The following is a 19,038-nucleotide window of genomic DNA, read 5'->3' as shown; positions in this document are numbered from 1 at the left end:
CAGTGCAGTATTGTCTTTTTTCAGGAACTGTTTCCCTCTTTATTAACTATTCAATTGCTTAAACAAACACTCCTTCAGCTGCCAGGTTCAATGTATCCGCATCCCGGGCGGCCGTACTTGGTGTTACATTTGATTCCGCCGAAACGGACTCAAATTCCTCCATGCCGACAGATGCTCCGGAAGCAGCTTGCGCCTTCAGCATGTATGTATTTAATCTGGAAAAAGCACCTTTTTGCCTCAAATCATCATCCTCGTTAAAATTCCGCCCCCCGCACCTTGGCGTATATCCGGGAATCATGCAATTCCCCGTCCATGCTGCGGGTGCTGCGGCGCAGGATGCCGTCCAGTGTAAAGCCCGCACGTTCGGCGACGGCAGCGCTTCTGGCATTTCGTCCGCTGCAGCGGATTTCGATCCGGTTCGCCTCAAGCTCCTTGATGGCAAACGCGGTAACTCCGTTCACCGCTTCGGTGATATAGCCATTGCCTGCACAGGACGTCCGGATCCAATATCCGGCCTCAAAACAACGCGCGTCCCAGTTGATATGATGCAGGCCGGTGCAGCCGATGAAGGCGTCATCGCTTTTGCGAAAGACGAGCATGTTCAATTGGGAGCGGTTCAGGAATTTCAGCCTCGAATCCCTGGCGAAGTATTCAGACTCCTCCAGGGACGGCTGGCTTTGGGCAAAAGGCATCCACGGCTTCAGTTCCTCCAGACTCTCCCGGACCGCCTCATTTACAGCCTGGCCGTCACCCCACTGCGGAGCCCGCACCAGCAGGCGTTCAGTCTCAAAGCTCTCGGAAAAATCAAGCAAAATCGGGATAAACAATTCAGATTTCATGACAGCATTCAACCTCCTGATTAAATCAGTATAATTTCCAATTTCCATACAAATAAACCGCGGATTATCCCCATTATATAGACGGTTACATATCTTTGAAATGCAGTTTTATACGCAGGGATTGAAAAGGGGTTGGGTGTCATGGATAACCTGCCCTCCCGCGGATGGACCGAACGGAAGGACTGATCGGGAAAGAAGATCAAGGCTTTTCAACGAGGCAGCACCAAGGAATAGCCTGTCCATGCGGACCGGAATGACGTTATTTCGCGCAAGTAAGCCCATCCTTCCCGGCAAGCGGACACAGATGCCGTTAAATGTGCCTTAAGCCATGACAGGCTGGAATTATGAAATTACGGCTCCTGTGTCCGCATATTCGAAAAAAGACGATATTTCCATATACTACGGTCTTCTGTGTCCACACCAGTGCGCAAAAAACCGCCTCCCGCTTCGGAAGACGGTTGTTCTAGATTTCAAAAACGTCGGGCGGTGTGTACCATGACAAAAGCTCCAGCACCACCTCTGCCGAGTTCCTGGCCGCCAGCTCCAGATGGGACTTGAACAATCCGGCGGCCCCGGCCCCGGCGATATCCGATATGGAGCGGACAGCGAGAAAAGGAACGCCGAATTGGTACGCCGTCTGGGCAATCGCCGCCCCTTCCATATCCGTGGCCTTCGCCTCCGGGAACCGGCTGACAATGTCCACCGCCCGCTCCGGCAGGCTGATAAAAGAATCGGCCGTTGTTATCAGCCCGGCGACAACCTGCTCCGGTCTGCCGCCGCGCCCGATTACCTTCTGCGCCAGAGCAAGCAGTTCAGCCGCAACCGGATAACGCGGCGGCATCTGCGGCACCTGCCCGTAAGCATAGCTGAAGGCCGTGGCATCCACATCGCTGTAGACCAGTTCCTCCGCAATCACCACATCGCCAACCTTAAGCTCCGCAGCCAGGCCTCCGGCAGCACCGGTATTGATGATCAGCTCACAGTGAAACCGCTCCAGCAGCTGAGTGGCGGTTACCGCCGCGTTGACCTTGCCAATGCCCGACTGAAGCAGCACTACATCCTGTCCATTCAGCACTCCGGCGTACAGCTTTCCGCCGCCCGCCTTCAAGCTGCGCACATCCTGCAGCTTTGACAGCAGCGGTGCTACCTCTTCTTCCATTGCGCCAATAATCGCTATGCTCATAAGCCTCCAGCTCCTTTAACACGGAGATATGATTCTGAACGGCGGCCCTCTGCCTTTGCGGCATGCTCCCCGCTTCTTTCGTTTCTTTCTTCCCCCGGATTAATCCTAGTAAATTAATATGATTTAATTTGATTCATATGTTACAATTCATCATTATGCCTGTCAACACGTTTAAATTAAGTACATTAGAATACTCGGAATATGTCATTTACATTTTTATTCCATTATGATAGTTTGATATGAAAAGGGCGAGAGGAAGAGAATAATGGCGAAGGTTGAAAGTTTCCAATTGGATCACACGAAGGTAAAGGCCCCTTATGTGCGGGTTGCAGGTACAGAGAGGAACGGGAAGGGCAGCACCGTTCAAAAATATGACCTGCGTCTCCTGCAGCCGAATACCGATGCTCTGCCAACAGCAGCAGTCCACACGCTGGAGCATCTGCTCGCTACCTATCTGCGCGACGAGCTGGAGGGCATTATCGACATCTCTCCGATGGGCTGCAGAACCGGCTTTTATCTGATTATCTGGGATGAGCACAACCCTGCCGACGTTGCGGCTGCCCTGACCAAGGTGCTGCATAAAGTGCTGGACACCGAAATTGTGCCTGCGGTATCCGCACTGGAATGCGGGAATTATAAGGACCACTCCCTGTTCAGCGCCAAGGAATACGCCAGACTTGTCCTGGAAGCCGGCATCAGCGATGATCCCTTCCGCAGCTAAGCCGGAAGGAACCTGTCACGATGCTGAATATTGACTTCACCGGCCAAACGCTTGTTATAACCGGAGGACTCGCCGGAATAGGCAAGGGGATTGCGGATTTATTCCTTGAGGCCGGCGCGAATGTGGTCATCGGTGATATCGCCGGCCGTCCTGGAATTGAACGTATCCATGGGCGGCTGGTGCAGATTCAGATTGACGTTACGGTAAGTGAGGATGCAGCGCGGCTGATTGACGCCGCGGTGGAGGCTTTTGGCGCGGTCGACTTTCTGGTGAACAACAGCGGAACATCTACTATGGATTACGCCGTGGATATCCGCGAGGAAGACTGGGATAAGGTCATGGATATCAATGCCAAAGGCGTATATCTGGTCTCCCGGGCGGGAGCGCGGCAAATGCTGCGCCAAGGCAGAGGCGGCCGCATCATCAGCATTGCTTCACAGGCAGGCAAAAACGGCTACCGCTGCATGGGCAGCTATGTTGCATCCAAGCATGCCGTGCTCGGCTTCACCAAGGTTATGGCGCTGGAGCTGGCCAAGGACCAGATTCTTGTCAACGCGGTCTGTCCGGGCATTGTGGAGACGGATATGAAGCGGCGTGAGCGCATCGAAGGCGCTGCCCTGCGCGGGATGCAGCCGGAGGATATTCTGGCCGAGGACCGCTCGCAGGTGCCCCTTGGCCGGACGGCCGAGCCTGGGGATGTGGCAAATGTGGTGCTGTTCCTCGCCAGCCCGCTGGCTTCCTACATGACGGGACAGGCGATTAATGTCACTGGCGGAATGACGATGAATTAGCATAGACGAAACAAGTGGAAGCAGCTTCGCTGTCCTTGACCGGGCAGCGAAGCTGTTAGCATTTCAGGTGTAAGGCTGGCTGCTGAAGCCAGGCGGGGCGCCGAGTGGAAAAGGTCACTTCATATTCCCCCGGCCGCTTTTTCGCAAGTGTTATCGGGAAAAAGGAACCCTAATCGATCCGTTTCTCTCCCTTACAGAGGAATACGCCTACATTAAGATGTACTTGAACCATTCATCCAAAGGGCAGCCATTTTAGTGGGAAAAAGGATCACTAATCCATCGCATTCGGATCCTGGATCATCCCTAGTGGGAAAAAGTACAACTAATTCGGATGAAATCAGCCATATGGGGGGAGATGGCCTCCATGAAGTGTACAAAATCCCACTAAAGCCCTTTAAATCCAAAATTCCAGCCCATTAGTGTTACTTTTTACACTTCGCTTCAGTCCCCTATGAACCTCTCCCTTGCGTTCCATCAGCTTGTTCGGGTTCGCCGGTTCCATTCATATACATTAAGTTTCTTTATTGTGTTTTTTAAAGATTACAGAACCGCCTCCCGCTTAAACAGCGGAGCGGACGGACCCGCGGAACAGCGGCAGCGGACGCCTGGGTCTCCGGATTTTCACCGCTAAGAGACTGCGACGAAATAAAGTACCTCTACATTGTTGACAAAACTCCCAAAACCGTGGAGCTTTTGTCAACAAAAGCGGGTACTCATTTCCTCGCAGCTCCTAAGAGGAATGAAATAAATCTGGAGAGCACAGCGACCCGGACAACGCCCCGTTCGCGGAGCGTCCACTCCAAAAGCCTGCGTATTCCTGCGCAAGTGGAAACGGCTTCGCCGTCCTCATAAGGACGGTATCCGTTTCAGCGAGAAAGATAAGGCTAATGTATAGCGTGAAACATATCAATTCTTATCTTTTCAGAAAAAGCCCCTGCCTGAGCAGCAACTGCATAAGCGGGGCCTCTTTTTGAAAAAACACCTTGCAAGCTTCAATTATTGCGGCCCAACTTCAGCTGCAGGCCCGTTACTGCGAGCGTAACATTCTCCGGCAGAATGTAATCTTTTCTAAGATCCACATCATGCGACATATGGGTGTATACGGCTCTGTACGGCTGAACGATGCCCAGCAGCTCCGCCGCTTCCGTCATATCATACACCGAGCGTGAAGACAGCTCAGCGGATTCATAATAAAAGCTTGTGCCCAGCACCAGCAGCTCCGCTCCCTGCATGGGCTTCGTCTCCTCCGGCGTGAGTGCTATGGAATCCGGGCAATAAACCCAGACGTAGCCGTCCTTCTCCAGCCGGTAGGCATAGGAGTATCCATTCTTGCCATGGTTCACCCTCCAGGTGTAAATCTGCCAGCCGTCCAGTGCAAGTCCGTCATCGCACGGAATCATATCAATGTGCCCGCCCAGCCACGGATATTGACGCTGGATCACTGGTATCACCTCAGCCGGAGCGTACAGCTCCCCCCGGTACCCCATCCAGCGGCAGCTGTCCGCCCATTCCGGCAGTCCGCCAATATGGTCGAAATGGGCATGCGTCACCAGCAGCCTGCGCATGCTGCGCCGTCCCTGCATCTCCATTTGCCGCCGCCAGTCCGGTCCACAGTCAATAACCCAGAAGCCGCTGCCGTTATCTATAAGCACAGAGGAGCGCAGCCGGATATTCTTTCCGCCGTTTCTCGCCTCCATGCAGGTCTCGCAGCTGCAATAGACCCGGGGTACGCCCATGGCGTCCCCGGTTCCCATAAATACCAGTGTATCCACAAGCCAGCCCTCCCTAAATTCCGCGTCACGGATGTTCAAAACCACTTTATCATTATAACAGCTCAGCGTCCTTTTAAGCATGACAGATGAACTGAAAAAAGAGCCATCCCGTCCGCAGGCCCGCCTGCCGGAGAGACAACTCTCTCTGTTGCTCTGCAAGTCCTTCCCATACTCATCCCGGTCAGAAACCCCGCAGACTAAATCCCGGCCAGCACCTGATACCAGACGCCCCGCTTCGAATACAGCGCAGTGCGCACTTCATCCCAGCCGCCGAGATAATTGATGTCGAACAGCCCCGCAGGAACCGGATAACGGCTCTCATTCTCCGCATAGACCTGCTTGTCTACGGGCCGGAAGCCGTATTTGGCGAACACGCCCTGCGCCTCCGGCGTAGTCAGATAATCAACCAATGCATTCGCAGCCTCATCGGTGCCATGCTCATCGGCATACTTGTCCACGACCGCAGCCGGATTTTCGATCAGGATCGTATTCCCGGGAATAATCACCTCATACTTCACACCTTGCGCAATCCGGGCCAGCAGCTCATTCTCATAGGTGACGATCACATCGCCCACCCCGTATTCAAAAGCGGCCATCGAAGCCCGCCCGCTTTTATCCAGAGACTCTACGTTGGCGTGTACGCTCTCCAAAAAGGCTTTGGCGGCAGCAGGATCCTTCGCTCCCTTCTGCTCCTCAGACAGCTTCAGGCCCGCCCCGTAGATCGCGTTGATATCCCACTGTGCTCCGCCGGAGGTCTTCGGATTGGGATAGAGCACCTTCACCCCCGGCTTCGCCAGGTCGGCAAAATCATGAATGCCCTTCGGATTGCCTTCGCGTGTGCCAAGCGCCACCACTGAACGGGTCACCATTCCATGCTCGCCCCGGTCCTTCCAGGCTTGGTCTACCAGGCCCGCCTTAACCAGCTTGTCGACATCCCCTTCCATCGCCAGCAGGGTCACATCCGCTTCGAATCCCCCGGCGATGGCCCGGGCCTGGGTTCCCGAAGCCTCGTAAGACTGCTGGAAGGCGAGGGTCTGTCCCGTCCGGGCCTTCCAATCCGCCGCAAACAACGGCAGAATTTCACCCATGGCATCCTTAACTACGCTATAAGCCCCTATAACCAGCGTCAGATCGCCTTGCTGCGGACTCTCCGCCGCAGCTGCGTTGTCATTCCCATTCCCGCAGCCGGTCATAGCCAGCGCGAGGATTGCCAGCATTAGGGCAGCCAGCCATCCGTGCAGTTGTCTGCTCCTTTTGAAAAGCCTCATACCGGTGACACTTCCTTTGACAGGATACCCCCGTGGGGATTTGGCTTCGAAGCTTACTCAGGCACTTTGCCGGGACCCCGAAAGCCTAGAAACACTTCTATATATTAAATAAACACAGGCATTGGATCTTCCTTCAGCCCGTTCTCTTGAATCCAGCTCCGCTCATCATTGAACAGGTAGGCCCGGTGGACAAGCACGGCGATTTCCTGGCCCGGCGCAAGCGTCTCCTTCTCCAGGGAGCGGTAGGTCACCAGCTTGTGACCGTTCACTTCCACCTCAACCAGCCATTCGCTGCCGCGGAAATGCAGGTGCTTCACAATGCCCAGCTCGGTGGCCGATGCCATTTTGAATTCATTGATATTGCCCACCTCGATATATTCCGGACGAATAAGGGCCTTGGCCTTGTTGCCGTCTGTGTTATCGAAGCCCTTGAGCTCCGAGGCATTCTCGATCAGCGTCGACTGACCGACAAAGGTTGCCACAAACGGTGTCTTCGGCTCCTTATAAATATCCCATGGCGTACCCTTCTGCTCCAGGCGTCCCTGATTAATAATCATAATCTCATCCGCCACTTCAATCGCTTCAGCCTGGTCATGGGTCACGAAAATGGAGGTGATGCCAACGCGCTCAATCAGCTCGCGCAGCCATGCTCGCAGCTCCTGCCGGATTTTGGCGTCAATCGCCGCGAACGGTTCATCCAGCAGCAGCAGCTGCGGCTCCGGCGCCAGCGCCCGGGCAAAAGCGACCCGCTGGCGCTGACCGCCCGAGAGCTGATGCGGATAACGTTTTTCAAAGCCCTTCAGTCCCGTCAGCTCCACCAGCTCGGCCACACGGTTCTGAATTGCGCTTTTGTTCGCTTTTTTCACCTTCAGGCCGAAGGCGATATTCTCATACACAGTCATGTGCTTGAACAGCGCATAGTTTTGGAACACAAAGCCGATCTCGCGTTCCTGTGGCGGAAGATTATTTACCTTTGTGCCATGAAAAATAATTTCGCCGCTGTCCGGCGTCTCCAGTCCCGCAAGCATGCGCAGGATCGAGGTTTTGCCGCCGCCGCTAGGACCAAGCAGCCCAATAAGATGGCCTTTGGTAATTCCGAAATTGACATCCTTCACCGCATGAAAATCTCCAAAATGCTTATCAAGTCCCCGGACTTCCACATGCATATTAATGCACTTCCTTTCTTCTCTTGGTCCATTCCATAAGCAGCAGCAGTCCTGCGGAAAATGCGGCCAGTACCAGCGCTATGCCGCCCGCAGCCGTTACATTGAAATTCTCGACGTCTTGGTAGACCAGCGTGGTCGCGGTCTGGGTTTTGTTCATGATATTGCCTGAAACGACAAGCACCGCCCCGAATTCTCCCAACGAGCGGGCAACCGTCAGGATCACACCATAGATGACAGCCCAGCGGATGGAGGGCCATGTCACCTTCCAGAAGGTGGTCCAGCCGTACGCTCCGAGCGTCGAAGCCGCCTCCTCCTGCTGCGAGCCGATCTCCTGAAGCACCGGCATGACCTCGCGCACCATCAGGGGGAAGGTCACAAAGAGGGTGGCAATGACCATTCCCGGAAAAGCATATACAATCTTCAGCCCGATCTGTTCGAATACAGCACCCAGCGCACTGTCCGGACCGAGCAGCAGCACAATCATCAGTCCGCCGATAACCGGCGATACGGCATAAGGGAGATCGACGATGCTGTTCATCAGCCCTTTTACCCGTCTGCCCAGCCAGTCCGCCCGCACCAGATACAGAGCCATCATAATGCCGAATACCGTATTAAGCAGCGTGACTACTACTACAACGAACCCCGTCATCATCAGCGCATGCAGCGCTTCAGGGCGGGTTAGCGCATCCTGGAAGCCGCCGGGCCCTTCACTGAAAGCGCCGGCCGTCATTTTCCCGAGCGGCGCAGCAATCAGCAGGAAGAAAACAAGATAAGTGAGTCCAATCCACAGCTTCCTCATGCTCCTCTCCCCCGCATCTGCAGCAGGTTGATCAGCCAGAGAATCACAAAGGACAAAGTCAACAAAATAATGGAAACCGCTGCTGCCCCAACCGGATTGTCGCTCTCCACTTCACCGAAAATAAACACGGAGGACACCAGCGTACGCCCCGGAATGTTGCCCGCCACCAGCACGACCGCCCCAAATTCAGCCAGCGCCCGCGAAAATGCCAGCATGCCTCCGCCGATCATCCCCGGGGCCATGGAGGGCAGTATCACCTGCAGGAATACCCGGCTGCTCTTGGCGCCCATCGTATAGGCCGCCTCTTCTTCTGAAGAATCAAGCTCCTCCAGCAGCGGCTGCACTGCCCGGATCACGAACGGAAAGGTTACAAAGACCATGGCGATCACAATCGCCGGCTGATGAAACACAATTTCGAATCCCAGCGCTTCTGCGAATCCTCCGATCAGGCTGCCCGGACCAAGCAGCAGCAGGATCATCAGCCCTCCAACCGCTGCCGGCAGCGCAAAGGGAAGGTCAACCAGACTGTTCAGCAGCGCCTTTCCGGGAAACCGGTAGCGGATCAGCACCCAGGCAATCATCGTGCCGAGCAGAACATTAATGATTGCAGCAACAACAGCGAGCTTCAGTGTCAGCAAAACCGACTTCCAGGCAATCGGGTCACTGATGCTCTCGGCAAAACTGCCGAAGCCAAGCGAAAATGAGTTGTAATAGACCCCGAGTATCGGCAGAACAATAAGTACAACAAAATAAAGCAGGATTGTCGTGCGGAACCCCCAGGTCCACCCCTTGTGTCTAAGCAGCATATTCAAAAATAAGTCCCCCCACCTCCGGCTTTCCGGTCGGTATACTCGCTTTCCCAGCCATAATTATTCCTATTAATATACTTGGTTTAAAGTTATCACTACTTTACCAAATGCCGCTTGCCCCCGTCAATTACTTTCGTTCGTTTTGGGGTAAACTATAGTATATTTATTGTACAGAGAGGGGAGAGCATTATGCTTCATACCATGGAGATCAGTACCAGCAAGCGGGATGAGCTGCGGGACATCACCCGCGAAGTCATTTCCTATGTCAAAAAAAGCGGTGTACAGAATGGAATCATCGTTGTATATTGCCCGCATACCACAGCAGGAATAGCTATCAATGAAAATGCCGACCCGGATGTCAAGCATGATGTGCTGATGAGACTTGACGAGGTCTACCCTTGGGAGCATCCCAAATACCGCCATGCGGAAGGCAATACGGCCTCTCATCTGAAGTCCATAACCGCCGGTCCCTCACAAAGCATTATTATTCATGAAGGCGAGCTGCTGCTTGGACGCTGGCAGGGAATTTATTTCTGCGAGTTCGACGGTCCGAGACGCCGGCAATGCTGCATGAAAATAATGGAAGGGTGAACAAGGCACCCCACGTTGCGGGTTGGAAGCCGCTGCCGGCAAATCTCCTTACAGATGCTCAAAAATGGCGGCTCCGCAATTTCCTGCAGAGCCGCCTTCTATACATATTATAGTTTCTTTCACACTTTCACCAATCAAAGTTATACCAATGCAACGCGCTAAACCGAGAAGCGTTAAAAAAAACACAGTAGCTACAAACTGCGGCTTAATACCTTGACATGCGTTAATGCGGCCTGCCTGACATCCTCGAACGAAACCTTATCCTGGATATAATAAGAGATAAATCCGTGTGCGGACAAGAACAAGGTTAGCGGTATACTCTGCCAATCCTCCGACACATAACCCTCTTCCTTCATGTGGCAGCGGACAATACTTGCAAATAACTCAAAACATCGTCCCTGTTCCGCGCGGCAATAAGCAAGAAGCTCTTCGTCCCGGATCATGAACATGATCTCGTACTGATAGGGGTGATCTATACCAAAACGGATAAATTCCATAATCAGCTGCTCCACACGGGTCATCCCCGGTTCAAGCGGAGTATGCATTACCTGATTCAGCAATGTGGCTACATGATTGAAATCTTCGACGACGATGGCGTAGAACAACTCCGCCTTTTCCTTGAAATGATAATAGAGCGAACCATGGCTGTACCCCAGATGCTGGCCGATGCTGCGCATCGATATCGCCCGGTAACCTTTGGTGATGAACAGATGCCTGGCCGCTTCCAATATTCTTTCCCTCGACAACTCCTGTTCGACTGCTCTTCTTGCCATATCTTATTCCCCTTCGCTGTAGTAAAGCCGCCGCCCTTCTGTAACCAGTGCTTGCCCCTGGGTAAGATCTGTTATCCATGCCATAAATGCATCGCCTTCATCATTGCGCGGCAGACACAGCAGCGTAACTTTATCCGTAAACAAAGTTTCACCGGTCTGTATGCCTCTTCCCCTCAGCTCATTCTCAACCTTGCCCAGCCAGGTGTAGTCGATTTCCACAAATACCTCTCGCCTAAGCACACGGGTGATTACTTCTCCAGCTTCGAGTGCCAGTACAGCCCCATCCGTATACGCCCGGATCAGTCCGCCTGCGCCCAGCATAATGCCTCCGAAATAACGGGTGACAACAATTGCGACATTTTTAACATTTTGGCTGCGGATTACCTCCAAGATCGGTTTACCGGCCGTTCCACTCGGTTCCCCGTCATCCGACTGTCTCTGGATCTCGTCCCGCTCACCGATCATATAAGCAGAGCAGTTATGCGTGGCATTCCAATGCTGCTTCTTGATGCTCTCAATAAATTGCACCGCTTCTTCTTCGTTCTCCACCGGCATAACATGGCCGATAAAGCGTGATTTACGGATTACGACTTCCCGGGAACCGGGAGAGCGAACCGTCCGGTATTGTTCCAGCATCATTGTTCCATTCCTTACATCCATATAATAATTTGATATATATTAGGAGCAGGCCATGGTATTGAATTACCTATGGGCTGCTCCCTGGTGGCTGCTAATTGTATGAATAATCTGCGGTGTTCGGCAAAGCTATTCGGTAAGTCTGGCTTCGAGCTCAGCCTTTTCTTTCTCGTAGCCCGGTTTGCCAAGCAGCGCGAACATGTTCTTCTTGTATGCTTCTACGCCCGGTTGGTCGAACGGGTTAACGCCCAGCAGATATCCGCTGATTCCGCAGGCTTTTTCAAAGAAGTACACCAGGTACCCGAAGGTATAAGGCGTCTGGTCCGGGATGGTCACGATCAGGTTCGGCACCTGTCCGTCTGTGTGTGCCAGCATCGTGCCCTGGAACGCTTTTTTGTTGACAAAATCCATCGTCTTGCCGGTCAGGAAGTTCAGACCGTCCAGATCGTCCGGATCATTCTCAATAGATACATGATGCTGAACCTGTTCAACCTGGATCACCGTTTCAAAAATGTTGCGGTTGCCCTCTTGGATGAACTGGCCCATCGAGTGCAGGTCTGTGGAGAAATCAACGGAGGATGGATAAATGCCTTTGAAATCCTTGCCCTCGCTTTCGCCGTACAATTGCTTCCACCATTCGGATACAAAGTGCAGGGAAGGCTCGTAGTTGACGAGGATTTCCGTTGTTTTGCCCTTGCGGTACAATGCATTGCGGACTGCGGCATATTGATAGCTCTGGTTGGCAGCCACATCAGGGTTGTTGAACTCATCGGCTGCAGCTGCGGCCCCTTGCATCATTTCTTCAATGTTGATTCCCGCTACGGCGATCGGCAGCAGGCCAACCGGTGTAAGGACGGAATAACGTCCGCCTACATCGTCAGGAATAATGAACGACTCATAGCCTTCTTCATTCGCAAGCTTCTTGAGTGCGCCTTTCTCCTTGTCGGTGGTAGCGTAGATGCGTTTGCGAGCCTCTTCCTTGCCGTATTTCTTCTCCAGCGCTGCGCGGAAAATGCGGAAGGCGATAGCCGGCTCAGTGGTCGTGCCGGATTTGGAGATTACGTTCACGGAGAAGTCCTTGCCCTCTACAAGATCGAGCAAATGTGTGATATATGTCGAGCTGATATTGTTCCCTGCGAAATAAACTTCCGGTGTTTTGCGTTTGTCTTTGGACAGGTTGTTATAGAAGGAATGCGACAAGGCCTCAATCGCTGCACGCGCGCCAAGATAGGAACCACCGATACCGATAACGATCAGCACATCGGAATCGCTTTGAATCTTCTTGGCCGCCTGCTGGATACGGGCGAACTCTTCCTTGTCATACGCTGTTGGCAGATCGATCCAGCCCAGATAGTCTGAACCTGCTCCGCTCTTGTTATGAAGCTGCTCATGGGCCAGCTTCACCGGAGCGGCAAAGTAGTCAATCTCATGCTGGCTGAAGAAGGAGAGCGCCTTGGTGTAGTCAAAATTAATCTTCTTGGACATCGGTAATGGTAACCTCCTGTTTATCTCTTTAGATTTGACACCGTTTGTTACAACTTTATAATAGGATACTTTAATTTGCCTTGACTGGCAAGGTCTTAAGGCACACCCCGGGCTTTTGAACCAGGTTTTCGGAATTTTAGTGGAAGCGTTTCCCGTGCATAGCAAAGCATGGATTTGTGGAACAACCCCGGGTGCCGTGATAGAATGAATGAAGGCATGCAATCTCAAAGAGCGAAGGTGGAAATGGAATGAAACAGATCGGCTTTATCGGACTCGGAACGATGGGAGCACCTATGGCTTCCAACCTGCTGCGCAGCGGTTTTGGGGTTACCGTCTACAACCGCACAGCAGCCAAAAGCGAGCCTCTGAGGGCAGAAGGCGCCCAGGTCGCCGCAACTCCACAAAATGCCGCCCAGGGCAAGGATGTTATTATTACCATGATCAGCAATGATGATTCTATCCGCGACGTATTCTACGGCCCGGATGGGATTCTGAATGTTCTGGAGCCGGGGATAACCGTTGTTGATTCGAGTACGATTTCTCCCGGTCTGGCGCGCGAAATCGCCGCAGCAGTGGAGGAACGGGGCGGCAGGTTCCTCGATGCCCCGGTAACGGGCAGTAAACCGGCCGCCATTGACGGGACACTGGTGTTCATGGTCGGCGGCAACGCCGGCGTCATTGAAGAGCACCGCGATATTTTTGACTCCATGGGCAGACTGCTGCTGCACATGGGAGACAACGGCAGCGGTGCCGTCGCGAAGCTGGCCCATAACGCCATGGTCGGCATTCATAATGTCGCGCTCGCCGAAGGCTTCTCCATTGCCGTCAAATCGGGCGTCCCTGCAGACAAGTTTCTGGAACTCGTGAAGAACGGGTCGGCCGGCAGCAAGCAAGCCGAGCTGAAGGGCCAGAAGATCATTGACAATGACTTCAGCAACCAGTTTTCCCTGGCGCTGATGCTGAAGGATCTCAAGCTGGCTTCCTCTCTCAGCGACTCCACAGGTGTGCCTTCACCAATGCTTGGCGTAGCCAAAAGCATGTTCCAGGCCGGATTCAACCATGGCTGCGGAGATGAAGATCTGTCCGCTGTGGTCAAATCCTATGAAGAATGGATCGGCCGGAAAATCGGCGATGGCACAAGCAAGGAATAGACTCTACAGGGAGCCGGAAATCAGGAAATATAAGGATATATTCAATGATAACCGGGTGAAATCAGGCGCAGCAGAAACTATGGCTGCGTCTGATGCTGCATTACATAAAATACCAAGGGAGTATACGCCTACGCTGTCCTTTCTATTAACCCGTCCCCAGGACGCCAGCAAGCTGGCGGAAGCTCATAAAAGAACATTTGATGAAGACGCACAGCGGTTTCAGAACAAAGCGGAAGACGGGCCGCCGGGATACGGCTCCAGTTCCCGGAGAGCAAAATGATGGAATAAGGTTACTATACAAGCTTACAAGCTGCTGGCAGATGACAACATCATCGGCGGAATGCTCGTATTCGTTTCACCCGGTGAACAGGAGCAGCATTGTGCCAACATTTAGGATACACTATTCACTCTTGCAAGCCACTCTCTTGTCAGCACCTTAAACAGCTCCTCCTGCTCCAGATGCAAATTGTGACCGGCACGATCCAGAACCGCAAAAGTCGCGTGCGGATACATATCCAGCAGCTTCCATGCATCTTTGAAGCCAGTCATTGAATCTTGTCTTCCCGTTATAATCAGAGCCGGCTTGTCAAAAGGAGGCACCGCAGCCGCCTCAAAGCTAAAGGGATAACCGCCAGCCGCCCTGATCCTATGCATAAAGGCTTCATCGGCCAGTTGCAGGCCGCTGAGTATCTCACGGCTGAACCGCTCCCACGTCTCTCTGCTCTGTACTACCGCAATCGAGGTGAATTCTTCCCTCTCCGCTGCACTCAGCTCTTCCAACAATCCAGCATCACGAAGCATCACTTCATGCGCCGGCAGCTCCCTCTTGGAGGAGTCAGCAATGATGCAGGGGCAGAGCAGCAGCAACCCATCAATACTATCGGCATATTCCCTTACTAACCCCCTCGCTAGATATCCTCCATAGGATTGTCCCACAAGTATAAAATGCCCGTCCGGTATCAATGCCCCAATCATCATCTTAACTGCCTGAAGCATACCGTCCGAGGAACGTATCCATTCTGCGGCAGGAGACTTTCCCATTCCCGGCAAATCCACATAAATTCTTCTGTACGCATCTTGCTCGGAGAATAACGGCTCCATACAGCCCATCATCATCTGATGGTCCGGACCGTTGCCGTGAAGGATCAGCATCGGTCTTCCTTTGCCTGCCTCTTCGTAATTAAATGTTATGTATGAATCGGAATACAGCACGGCCTCACTCCCTTACAATGAATGAATCGGAATACAATACAGCTGCATTCACAGTTTCTTATATATCCCATTAATCAAACACATGTTCCCATTAATAATATCAAACCTGCAGGAGAAGCACAAGTTTATTTATACCAAAATTAAGAACAAAACGGCTACGCCCAAGTGGAAAAAGTCAGACTGTTGAGAAACCCGATTTTTAATGATTTCCGATTAGAAAACGCCTTATAAATCAAAGGTTTATGATTCCGATCTCCTCAAAAAAGCTACTTTCTCAACCGTCTGAAAAAGTAATCTTAATCCCCTTTCGTTAGTGGGAAAAAGTATAGCTAATTCAACTCATTCGGATCCTGGATCATCCTTAGTGGGAAAAAGTACAACTAATTCGGCTGAAATCAGCCGTATGGGGGGAGCAGGCCTCCATTAGGTGTACAAAATCCCACTAAAGCCCGTTCAATCCAGGATTCCAGCCCATTAGTGTTACTTTTTACACTTCGCTTCCGTCCCCTATGAACCTCCTTGCGTTTCATCAGCGTTTTCAGGTTCGCCGGTTCCATTCCTACATTCAATTACCTTTTTGGCTCAACACCAAAATCAGCGGTTGACGATGTGAATGAAGTCCGCTGCGGGTTCAGAGGGTTCTTCCGATCCCGCTGCTAAAGCCCGGTTTCCTGATTGGAATACGATTACTGGTTGAATTTAGATGGAGCCAGCTTATTCCCACGATTCCTTTAGACTTTTCCGTCCGTGTAAGTGTACTAATTCTTACGAATTCCACTTTACTCCATTCCACTTCATTATCCACAATTGACGAGAAGCATAATTTCCTAACGACATGCAGAAACGGCTACGCCGTCCTTATTATGAACGGGGCGTTTCAGCGAGAAATAGAAGGATAATTTAATGTGCAAAGCATATAAATTCTCTTTTAAAAAAAGCCCCGCATAAATGCGGGACCTCTGCTGAAGCTGATGAATTACAACACCGGGTAAGAACAGCAATAATCAGTTAATGCGAAGACTTCCAATGCAAATTTGGAGTTGCCGGGAACATGGAAGGTGTCGGTTCCCTTGATTTCCTTCCATACGTCTGTACCGGGAAGCAGCACTTTCAGATCACCGGATAGAATTTCCATAGTCTCGGGACCCTCCGTGCCGAATTCATACACTCCGGGCAGCATGATGCCGAGTGTTACCTTGGTGCCGTCCTGCAATGTAACTGTACGGCTGGTAACTTTACCATCGTAATAAATGTTGGCTGCTTTTTGAATTGTCGCGTTGGTGAACTGACTCATGTGCTAATTCTCCCCTTTGTTCTTAATCCGTCTATTATAGCAGGGCTTTGACGCGGCTGACTACATTTTCAACCGTAAAGCCATATTCTTTGATTACAGTATCGCCAGGTGCGGAAGCACCGAACGTTGTAATGCCAAGGATGTCGCCCTGATCGCCTGTGTAACGCTCCCAGCCGAAGGTTTGCGCCATTTCGACAGCCAGACGCGCTTTGACTTCAGGCAGGATAACGGAATCACGGTAAGCCTTGTCCTGCTTCTCGAACAGATCCCAGCTCGGCAAGCTGATAACACGGACATCGATGCCTTCTTCTGCAAGAGCAGCCTGTGCTTTTACTGCCAGTTGAACCTCGGAGCCTGTAGCAATAATCTGTGCTTGCGGTGCGCCGTTCTTGGAATCGGAAATTACATAGCCGCCGCGCTTGATGTTATCGCGGACACCCTCAACGGTTCCCGGCAGAATCGGCAGGTTTTGGCGGGTAAGCACCAGCGCTACCGGATTGGCTGTATTTTCCATCGCGTAGGCCCAGGCTGCGGAAGTTTCGTTGCCGTCAGCCGGACGGATAACCGTAAGGCCTGGAATGATGCGCAAGGAAGCCAGCTGCTCAACCGGTTCATGAGTCGGACCGTCTTCACCGACAGCAATACTGTCATGCGTAAGCACATAGGTTACCGGAAGCTTCATGATCGAAGCCAAGCGGACTGCCGGACGCAGATAGTCGGTGAATACGAAGAAGGTTCCGCCGAATACTTTGAGACCGCTGTGAAGGGCAATCCCGTTCATCGCTGCAGCCATACCGAACTCGCGGACACCGAAATAAATATTGCGGCCATCGTAGGATTCCGGGGTGAACTGGGCCAGACCCTTCAGGTGAGTCATTGTCGAGCTTTCCAGATCGGCAGAACCGCCGACCAATTGCGGGAGGCTGGCAGTAAGTCCGTTCAAGGCGTTGCCTGAAGCAACACGGGTGGAAACCGCTTTGTCCTCGGCTTTGTAGAAGGGAAGATTGGCATCCCAGCCTGCGGGAAGCTCGCCGTTCAGTGCAGTTTCGAGCTGCGCCGCAAGCTCCGGATAAGCTTTTTTGTAAGCGGAAAATTTCTCGTCCCATGCTTTGTTGGCCGCAATGCCTTTTTCCTTCACTTCGGCAAACCGGGCGCGGACTTCGTCAGGCACAAAAAAGTCTTCTTCGTATACCCATTTGTAAAAATCCTTGGTCAGCTTCGCTTCGTCTGCTCCCAGCGGGGAACCGTGAGTACCGCCGTGGCCGCCTTTGCCTTGCTTATTCGGGCTGCCATAGCCGATGACGGTCTTCACTTCAATCAGCGTCGGTTTGCTGTTGTCGCCTTGCGCTTCGGCAATAGCCCGGCCCAGTGCAGGAAGGTCATTGCCGTCTTCCACACGGAGAACCTGCCAGCCATAAGCTTCAAAACGTTGTGCTACATTCTCGGAGAATGCCAGATTCAGCTTGCCGTCCAGGGAAATATCATTGGAATCGTACATCACGATCAGTTTGCCAAGCTTCAAATGACCGGCGAGCGAAGCGGACTCGGAAGAAATCCCCTCCATCAAATCGCCGTCGCCGCAGATTGCGTACGTATAGTGGTCAATTACATTGTGTTCGCCTTTATTATAGGTAGCGCCGAGCTGAGCTTCAGCCATTGCCATCCCCACTGCCATACCAATCCCTTGCCCAAGAGGGCCTGTAGTCGCATCTACACCGGCAGTGTGGCCAAACTCCGGATGGCCCGGTGTCAGGCTGCCCCATTGGCGGAATTGCTTCAATTCTTCCAACGGCAGATCATAGCCGCTAAGGTGCAGCAGACTGTACAGCAGCATGGAGCCGTGTCCGGCGGACAATACAAAACGGTCACGGTTGACCCAAGTCGGGTGCTCCGGATTATGATTCATAGTCTTCGCAAACAGCTGATACCCCATTGGAGCTGAACCCATCGGCATTCCCGGATGTCCGGAATTTGCTTTTTCAATCGCATCGATAGCAAGGGTGCGGATTGTAGTAATGGCCAGGTTGTCCACAGTGGAGTTTTCTTCTTTATGGATTGCTTGTTCCTTTGCCTGTTCAGTCATGAAAATAATCCTCCTCTAAATCAAGAATGTCATTTTGACTATTATTGTATCACTAATGTGGAAGCATTTCCAATTGTTTTTGCAAACTCCATATTCCCAACAGCTTATATTTCGCGGCTTCAGCCTGATCTATTCATTATTTTCCCAGCGGCCGGGTATGCCCATCCCTTGTGGCAGCAGTAATAAAACAGCCTATTCCTATGAAAAGAAGGGCTGCTCCAGCATAAATAGAGTATGATGGATATATCCTGCAGGCATACTCATAATTATTTGCAAAAAAACAACAATCGCCGGCTGTTGATTAGCGTAATTTACGCCGGCTTTTTGAAAACGTTCTACTTTGAATGATCTCAATAAAAAGTCCTGTCTCCTTCCGCTGCAACGTGCATAAGACCAGTTTCCGCCTCAGCCTTTGGTCCAGTATCCGGGTTAGACTAAAGTTCGTTTTACAACGCTGGATTATAC

General features: G+C 52.2%; 17 protein-coding genes. 4 read left to right on the top strand and 13 right to left on the bottom strand.

Annotated elements, in window-relative coordinates; genetic code table 11:
• Positions 1-254 precede the first annotated feature (254 nt).
• Together HYD27_RS19135 and HYD27_RS19130 are read right to left on the bottom strand one after the other, a co-directional pair.
• Positions 255-839, bottom strand: a complete 585-nt coding sequence (locus HYD27_RS19135; RefSeq protein WP_219217819.1) for a GNAT family N-acetyltransferase — start codon at positions 837-839, stop codon at positions 255-257.
• Positions 840-1,302: 463 nt separating this feature from the next.
• The gene (locus HYD27_RS19130; RefSeq protein ID WP_219217817.1) at positions 1,303-2,022 is read right to left on the bottom strand and encodes a 5'-methylthioadenosine/adenosylhomocysteine nucleosidase; all 720 of its coding nucleotides are present in this window, start codon (positions 2,020-2,022) and stop codon (positions 1,303-1,305) included.
• 265 nt (positions 2,023-2,287) lie between these two features.
• On the opposite strand from HYD27_RS19130, the gene HYD27_RS19125 reads away from it, so the two are divergent.
• Together HYD27_RS19125 and HYD27_RS19120 are read left to right on the top strand one after the other, a co-directional pair.
• On the top strand, positions 2,288-2,743 hold the full coding sequence (locus tag HYD27_RS19125) for an S-ribosylhomocysteine lyase (protein WP_219217815.1): 456 nt from the start codon (positions 2,288-2,290) through the stop codon (positions 2,741-2,743).
• Between the two features lie 20 nt (positions 2,744-2,763).
• A complete protein-coding gene (locus HYD27_RS19120; RefSeq protein WP_219217814.1) occupies positions 2,764-3,534 on the top strand; it encodes an SDR family NAD(P)-dependent oxidoreductase in 771 nt (256 codons plus the stop codon).
• A gap of 992 nt (positions 3,535-4,526) precedes the next feature.
• On the opposite strand, the gene HYD27_RS19115 is transcribed toward HYD27_RS19120, so the two are convergent.
• From HYD27_RS19115 to cysT, 5 genes are all read right to left on the bottom strand, one after another.
• Entirely contained in the window at positions 4,527-5,306 is a 780-nt protein-coding gene (locus tag HYD27_RS19115; RefSeq protein WP_219217813.1) for an MBL fold metallo-hydrolase, read from the bottom strand.
• Between the two features lie 197 nt (positions 5,307-5,503).
• Positions 5,504-6,574 (bottom strand): sulfate ABC transporter substrate-binding protein, encoded by a 1,071-nt coding sequence (locus HYD27_RS19110; RefSeq protein WP_219217812.1) that lies wholly within the window; start codon positions 6,572-6,574, stop codon positions 5,504-5,506.
• A 104-nt stretch (positions 6,575-6,678) separates the two neighbouring features.
• Positions 6,679-7,740 carry a sulfate/molybdate ABC transporter ATP-binding protein gene (locus tag HYD27_RS19105; protein ID WP_219217811.1) on the bottom strand — a complete coding sequence of 354 codons (1,062 nt, stop codon included), beginning with the start codon at positions 7,738-7,740 and terminating at the stop codon, positions 6,679-6,681.
• Between the two features lies 1 nt (position 7,741).
• Positions 7,742-8,539, bottom strand: a complete 798-nt coding sequence (locus HYD27_RS19100) for a sulfate ABC transporter permease subunit (protein ID WP_219217810.1) — start codon at positions 8,537-8,539, stop codon at positions 7,742-7,744.
• Entirely contained in the window at positions 8,536-9,345 is an 810-nt protein-coding gene (gene cysT / locus HYD27_RS19095; protein ID WP_375373931.1) for a sulfate ABC transporter permease subunit CysT, read from the bottom strand. Before cysT ends, HYD27_RS19100 begins: the two co-directional genes overlap by 4 nt.
• A 192-nt stretch (positions 9,346-9,537) precedes the next feature.
• On the opposite strand from cysT, the gene HYD27_RS19090 reads away from it, so the two are divergent.
• Positions 9,538-9,939 (top strand): secondary thiamine-phosphate synthase enzyme YjbQ, encoded by a 402-nt coding sequence (locus tag HYD27_RS19090; protein ID WP_219217808.1) that lies wholly within the window; start codon positions 9,538-9,540, stop codon positions 9,937-9,939.
• 191 nt (positions 9,940-10,130) lie between these two features.
• Here the strand turns inward: HYD27_RS19090 and HYD27_RS19085 are convergent, their stop codons facing one another.
• The 3 genes from HYD27_RS19085 to HYD27_RS19075 all read right to left on the bottom strand — a co-directional run bounded on the left by HYD27_RS19085 (position 10,131) and on the right by HYD27_RS19075 (position 12,833).
• Positions 10,131-10,712, bottom strand: coding sequence for a TetR/AcrR family transcriptional regulator (locus HYD27_RS19085; RefSeq protein WP_219217806.1), 582 nt, complete (start codon positions 10,710-10,712; stop codon positions 10,131-10,133).
• 3 nt (positions 10,713-10,715) lie between these two features.
• Positions 10,716-11,348 (bottom strand): YigZ family protein, encoded by a 633-nt coding sequence (locus tag HYD27_RS19080; protein ID WP_219217870.1) that lies wholly within the window; start codon positions 11,346-11,348, stop codon positions 10,716-10,718.
• 129 nt (positions 11,349-11,477) lie between these two features.
• Positions 11,478-12,833, bottom strand: coding sequence for a glucose-6-phosphate isomerase (locus HYD27_RS19075; protein ID WP_219217804.1), 1,356 nt, complete (start codon positions 12,831-12,833; stop codon positions 11,478-11,480).
• A 248-nt stretch (positions 12,834-13,081) separates the two neighbouring features.
• Here HYD27_RS19075 and HYD27_RS19070 point away from each other — a divergent pair, with 248 nt between their 5' ends.
• Positions 13,082-13,984 (top strand): NAD(P)-dependent oxidoreductase, encoded by a 903-nt coding sequence (locus HYD27_RS19070; protein ID WP_219217802.1) that lies wholly within the window; start codon positions 13,082-13,084, stop codon positions 13,982-13,984.
• Positions 13,985-14,374: 390 nt separating this feature from the next.
• Here HYD27_RS19070 and HYD27_RS19065 read toward each other — a convergent pair whose 3' ends face one another.
• The 3 genes from HYD27_RS19065 to tkt form a co-directional block, all read right to left on the bottom strand.
• A complete protein-coding gene (locus tag HYD27_RS19065) occupies positions 14,375-15,196 on the bottom strand; it encodes an alpha/beta fold hydrolase (protein WP_219217800.1) in 822 nt (273 codons plus the stop codon).
• 976 nt (positions 15,197-16,172) lie between these two features.
• Positions 16,173-16,490 (bottom strand): pyrimidine/purine nucleoside phosphorylase, encoded by a 318-nt coding sequence (ppnP, locus tag HYD27_RS19060; RefSeq protein WP_219217799.1) that lies wholly within the window; start codon positions 16,488-16,490, stop codon positions 16,173-16,175.
• A gap of 34 nt (positions 16,491-16,524) precedes the next feature.
• A complete protein-coding gene (gene tkt / locus HYD27_RS19055) occupies positions 16,525-18,573 on the bottom strand; it encodes a transketolase (protein WP_219217798.1) in 2,049 nt (682 codons plus the stop codon).
• Between the last annotated feature and the right edge of the window lie 465 nt (positions 18,574-19,038).

This window comes from Paenibacillus sp. S150 (assembly GCF_019352175.1).
In the GTDB taxonomy this organism is placed as follows: Bacteria; Bacillota; Bacilli; order Paenibacillales; family Paenibacillaceae; genus Paenibacillus_AQ.
The sequence above is the reverse complement of the archived record's forward strand: the minus strand, read 5'-3'. Positions and strand labels throughout refer to the sequence as shown.

Excerpts from the sequence above, each read along its gene's own strand:
- HYD27_RS19135 (WP_219217819.1), bottom strand. The coding sequence starts at position 839 with ATGAAATCTGAATTGTTTATCCCGATTTTGCTTGATTTTTCCGAGAGC.
- HYD27_RS19130 (WP_219217817.1), bottom strand. The coding sequence starts at position 2,022 with ATGAGCATAGCGATTATTGGCGCAATGGAAGAAGAGGTAGCACCGCTG.
- HYD27_RS19125 (WP_219217815.1), top strand. The coding sequence starts at position 2,288 with ATGGCGAAGGTTGAAAGTTTCCAATTGGATCACACGAAGGTAAAGGCC.
- HYD27_RS19120 (WP_219217814.1), top strand. The coding sequence starts at position 2,764 with ATGCTGAATATTGACTTCACCGGCCAAACGCTTGTTATAACCGGAGGA.
- HYD27_RS19110 (WP_219217812.1), bottom strand. The coding sequence starts at position 6,574 with ATGAGGCTTTTCAAAAGGAGCAGACAACTGCACGGATGGCTGGCTGCC.
- HYD27_RS19105 (WP_219217811.1), bottom strand. The coding sequence starts at position 7,740 with ATGCATGTGGAAGTCCGGGGACTTGATAAGCATTTTGGAGATTTTCAT.
- HYD27_RS19100 (WP_219217810.1), bottom strand. The coding sequence starts at position 8,539 with ATGAGGAAGCTGTGGATTGGACTCACTTATCTTGTTTTCTTCCTGCTG.
- cysT (WP_375373931.1), bottom strand. The coding sequence starts at position 9,345 with ATGCTGCTTAGACACAAGGGGTGGACCTGGGGGTTCCGCACGACAATC.
- HYD27_RS19090 (WP_219217808.1), top strand. The coding sequence starts at position 9,538 with ATGCTTCATACCATGGAGATCAGTACCAGCAAGCGGGATGAGCTGCGG.
- HYD27_RS19085 (WP_219217806.1), bottom strand. The coding sequence starts at position 10,712 with ATGGCAAGAAGAGCAGTCGAACAGGAGTTGTCGAGGGAAAGAATATTG.
- HYD27_RS19080 (WP_219217870.1), bottom strand. The coding sequence starts at position 11,348 with ATGCTGGAACAATACCGGACGGTTCGCTCTCCCGGTTCCCGGGAAGTC.
- HYD27_RS19075 (WP_219217804.1), bottom strand. The coding sequence starts at position 12,833 with ATGTCCAAGAAGATTAATTTTGACTACACCAAGGCGCTCTCCTTCTTC.
- HYD27_RS19070 (WP_219217802.1), top strand. The coding sequence starts at position 13,082 with ATGAAACAGATCGGCTTTATCGGACTCGGAACGATGGGAGCACCTATG.
- ppnP (WP_219217799.1), bottom strand. The coding sequence starts at position 16,490 with ATGAGTCAGTTCACCAACGCGACAATTCAAAAAGCAGCCAACATTTAT.
- tkt (WP_219217798.1), bottom strand. The coding sequence starts at position 18,573 with ATGACTGAACAGGCAAAGGAACAAGCAATCCATAAAGAAGAAAACTCC.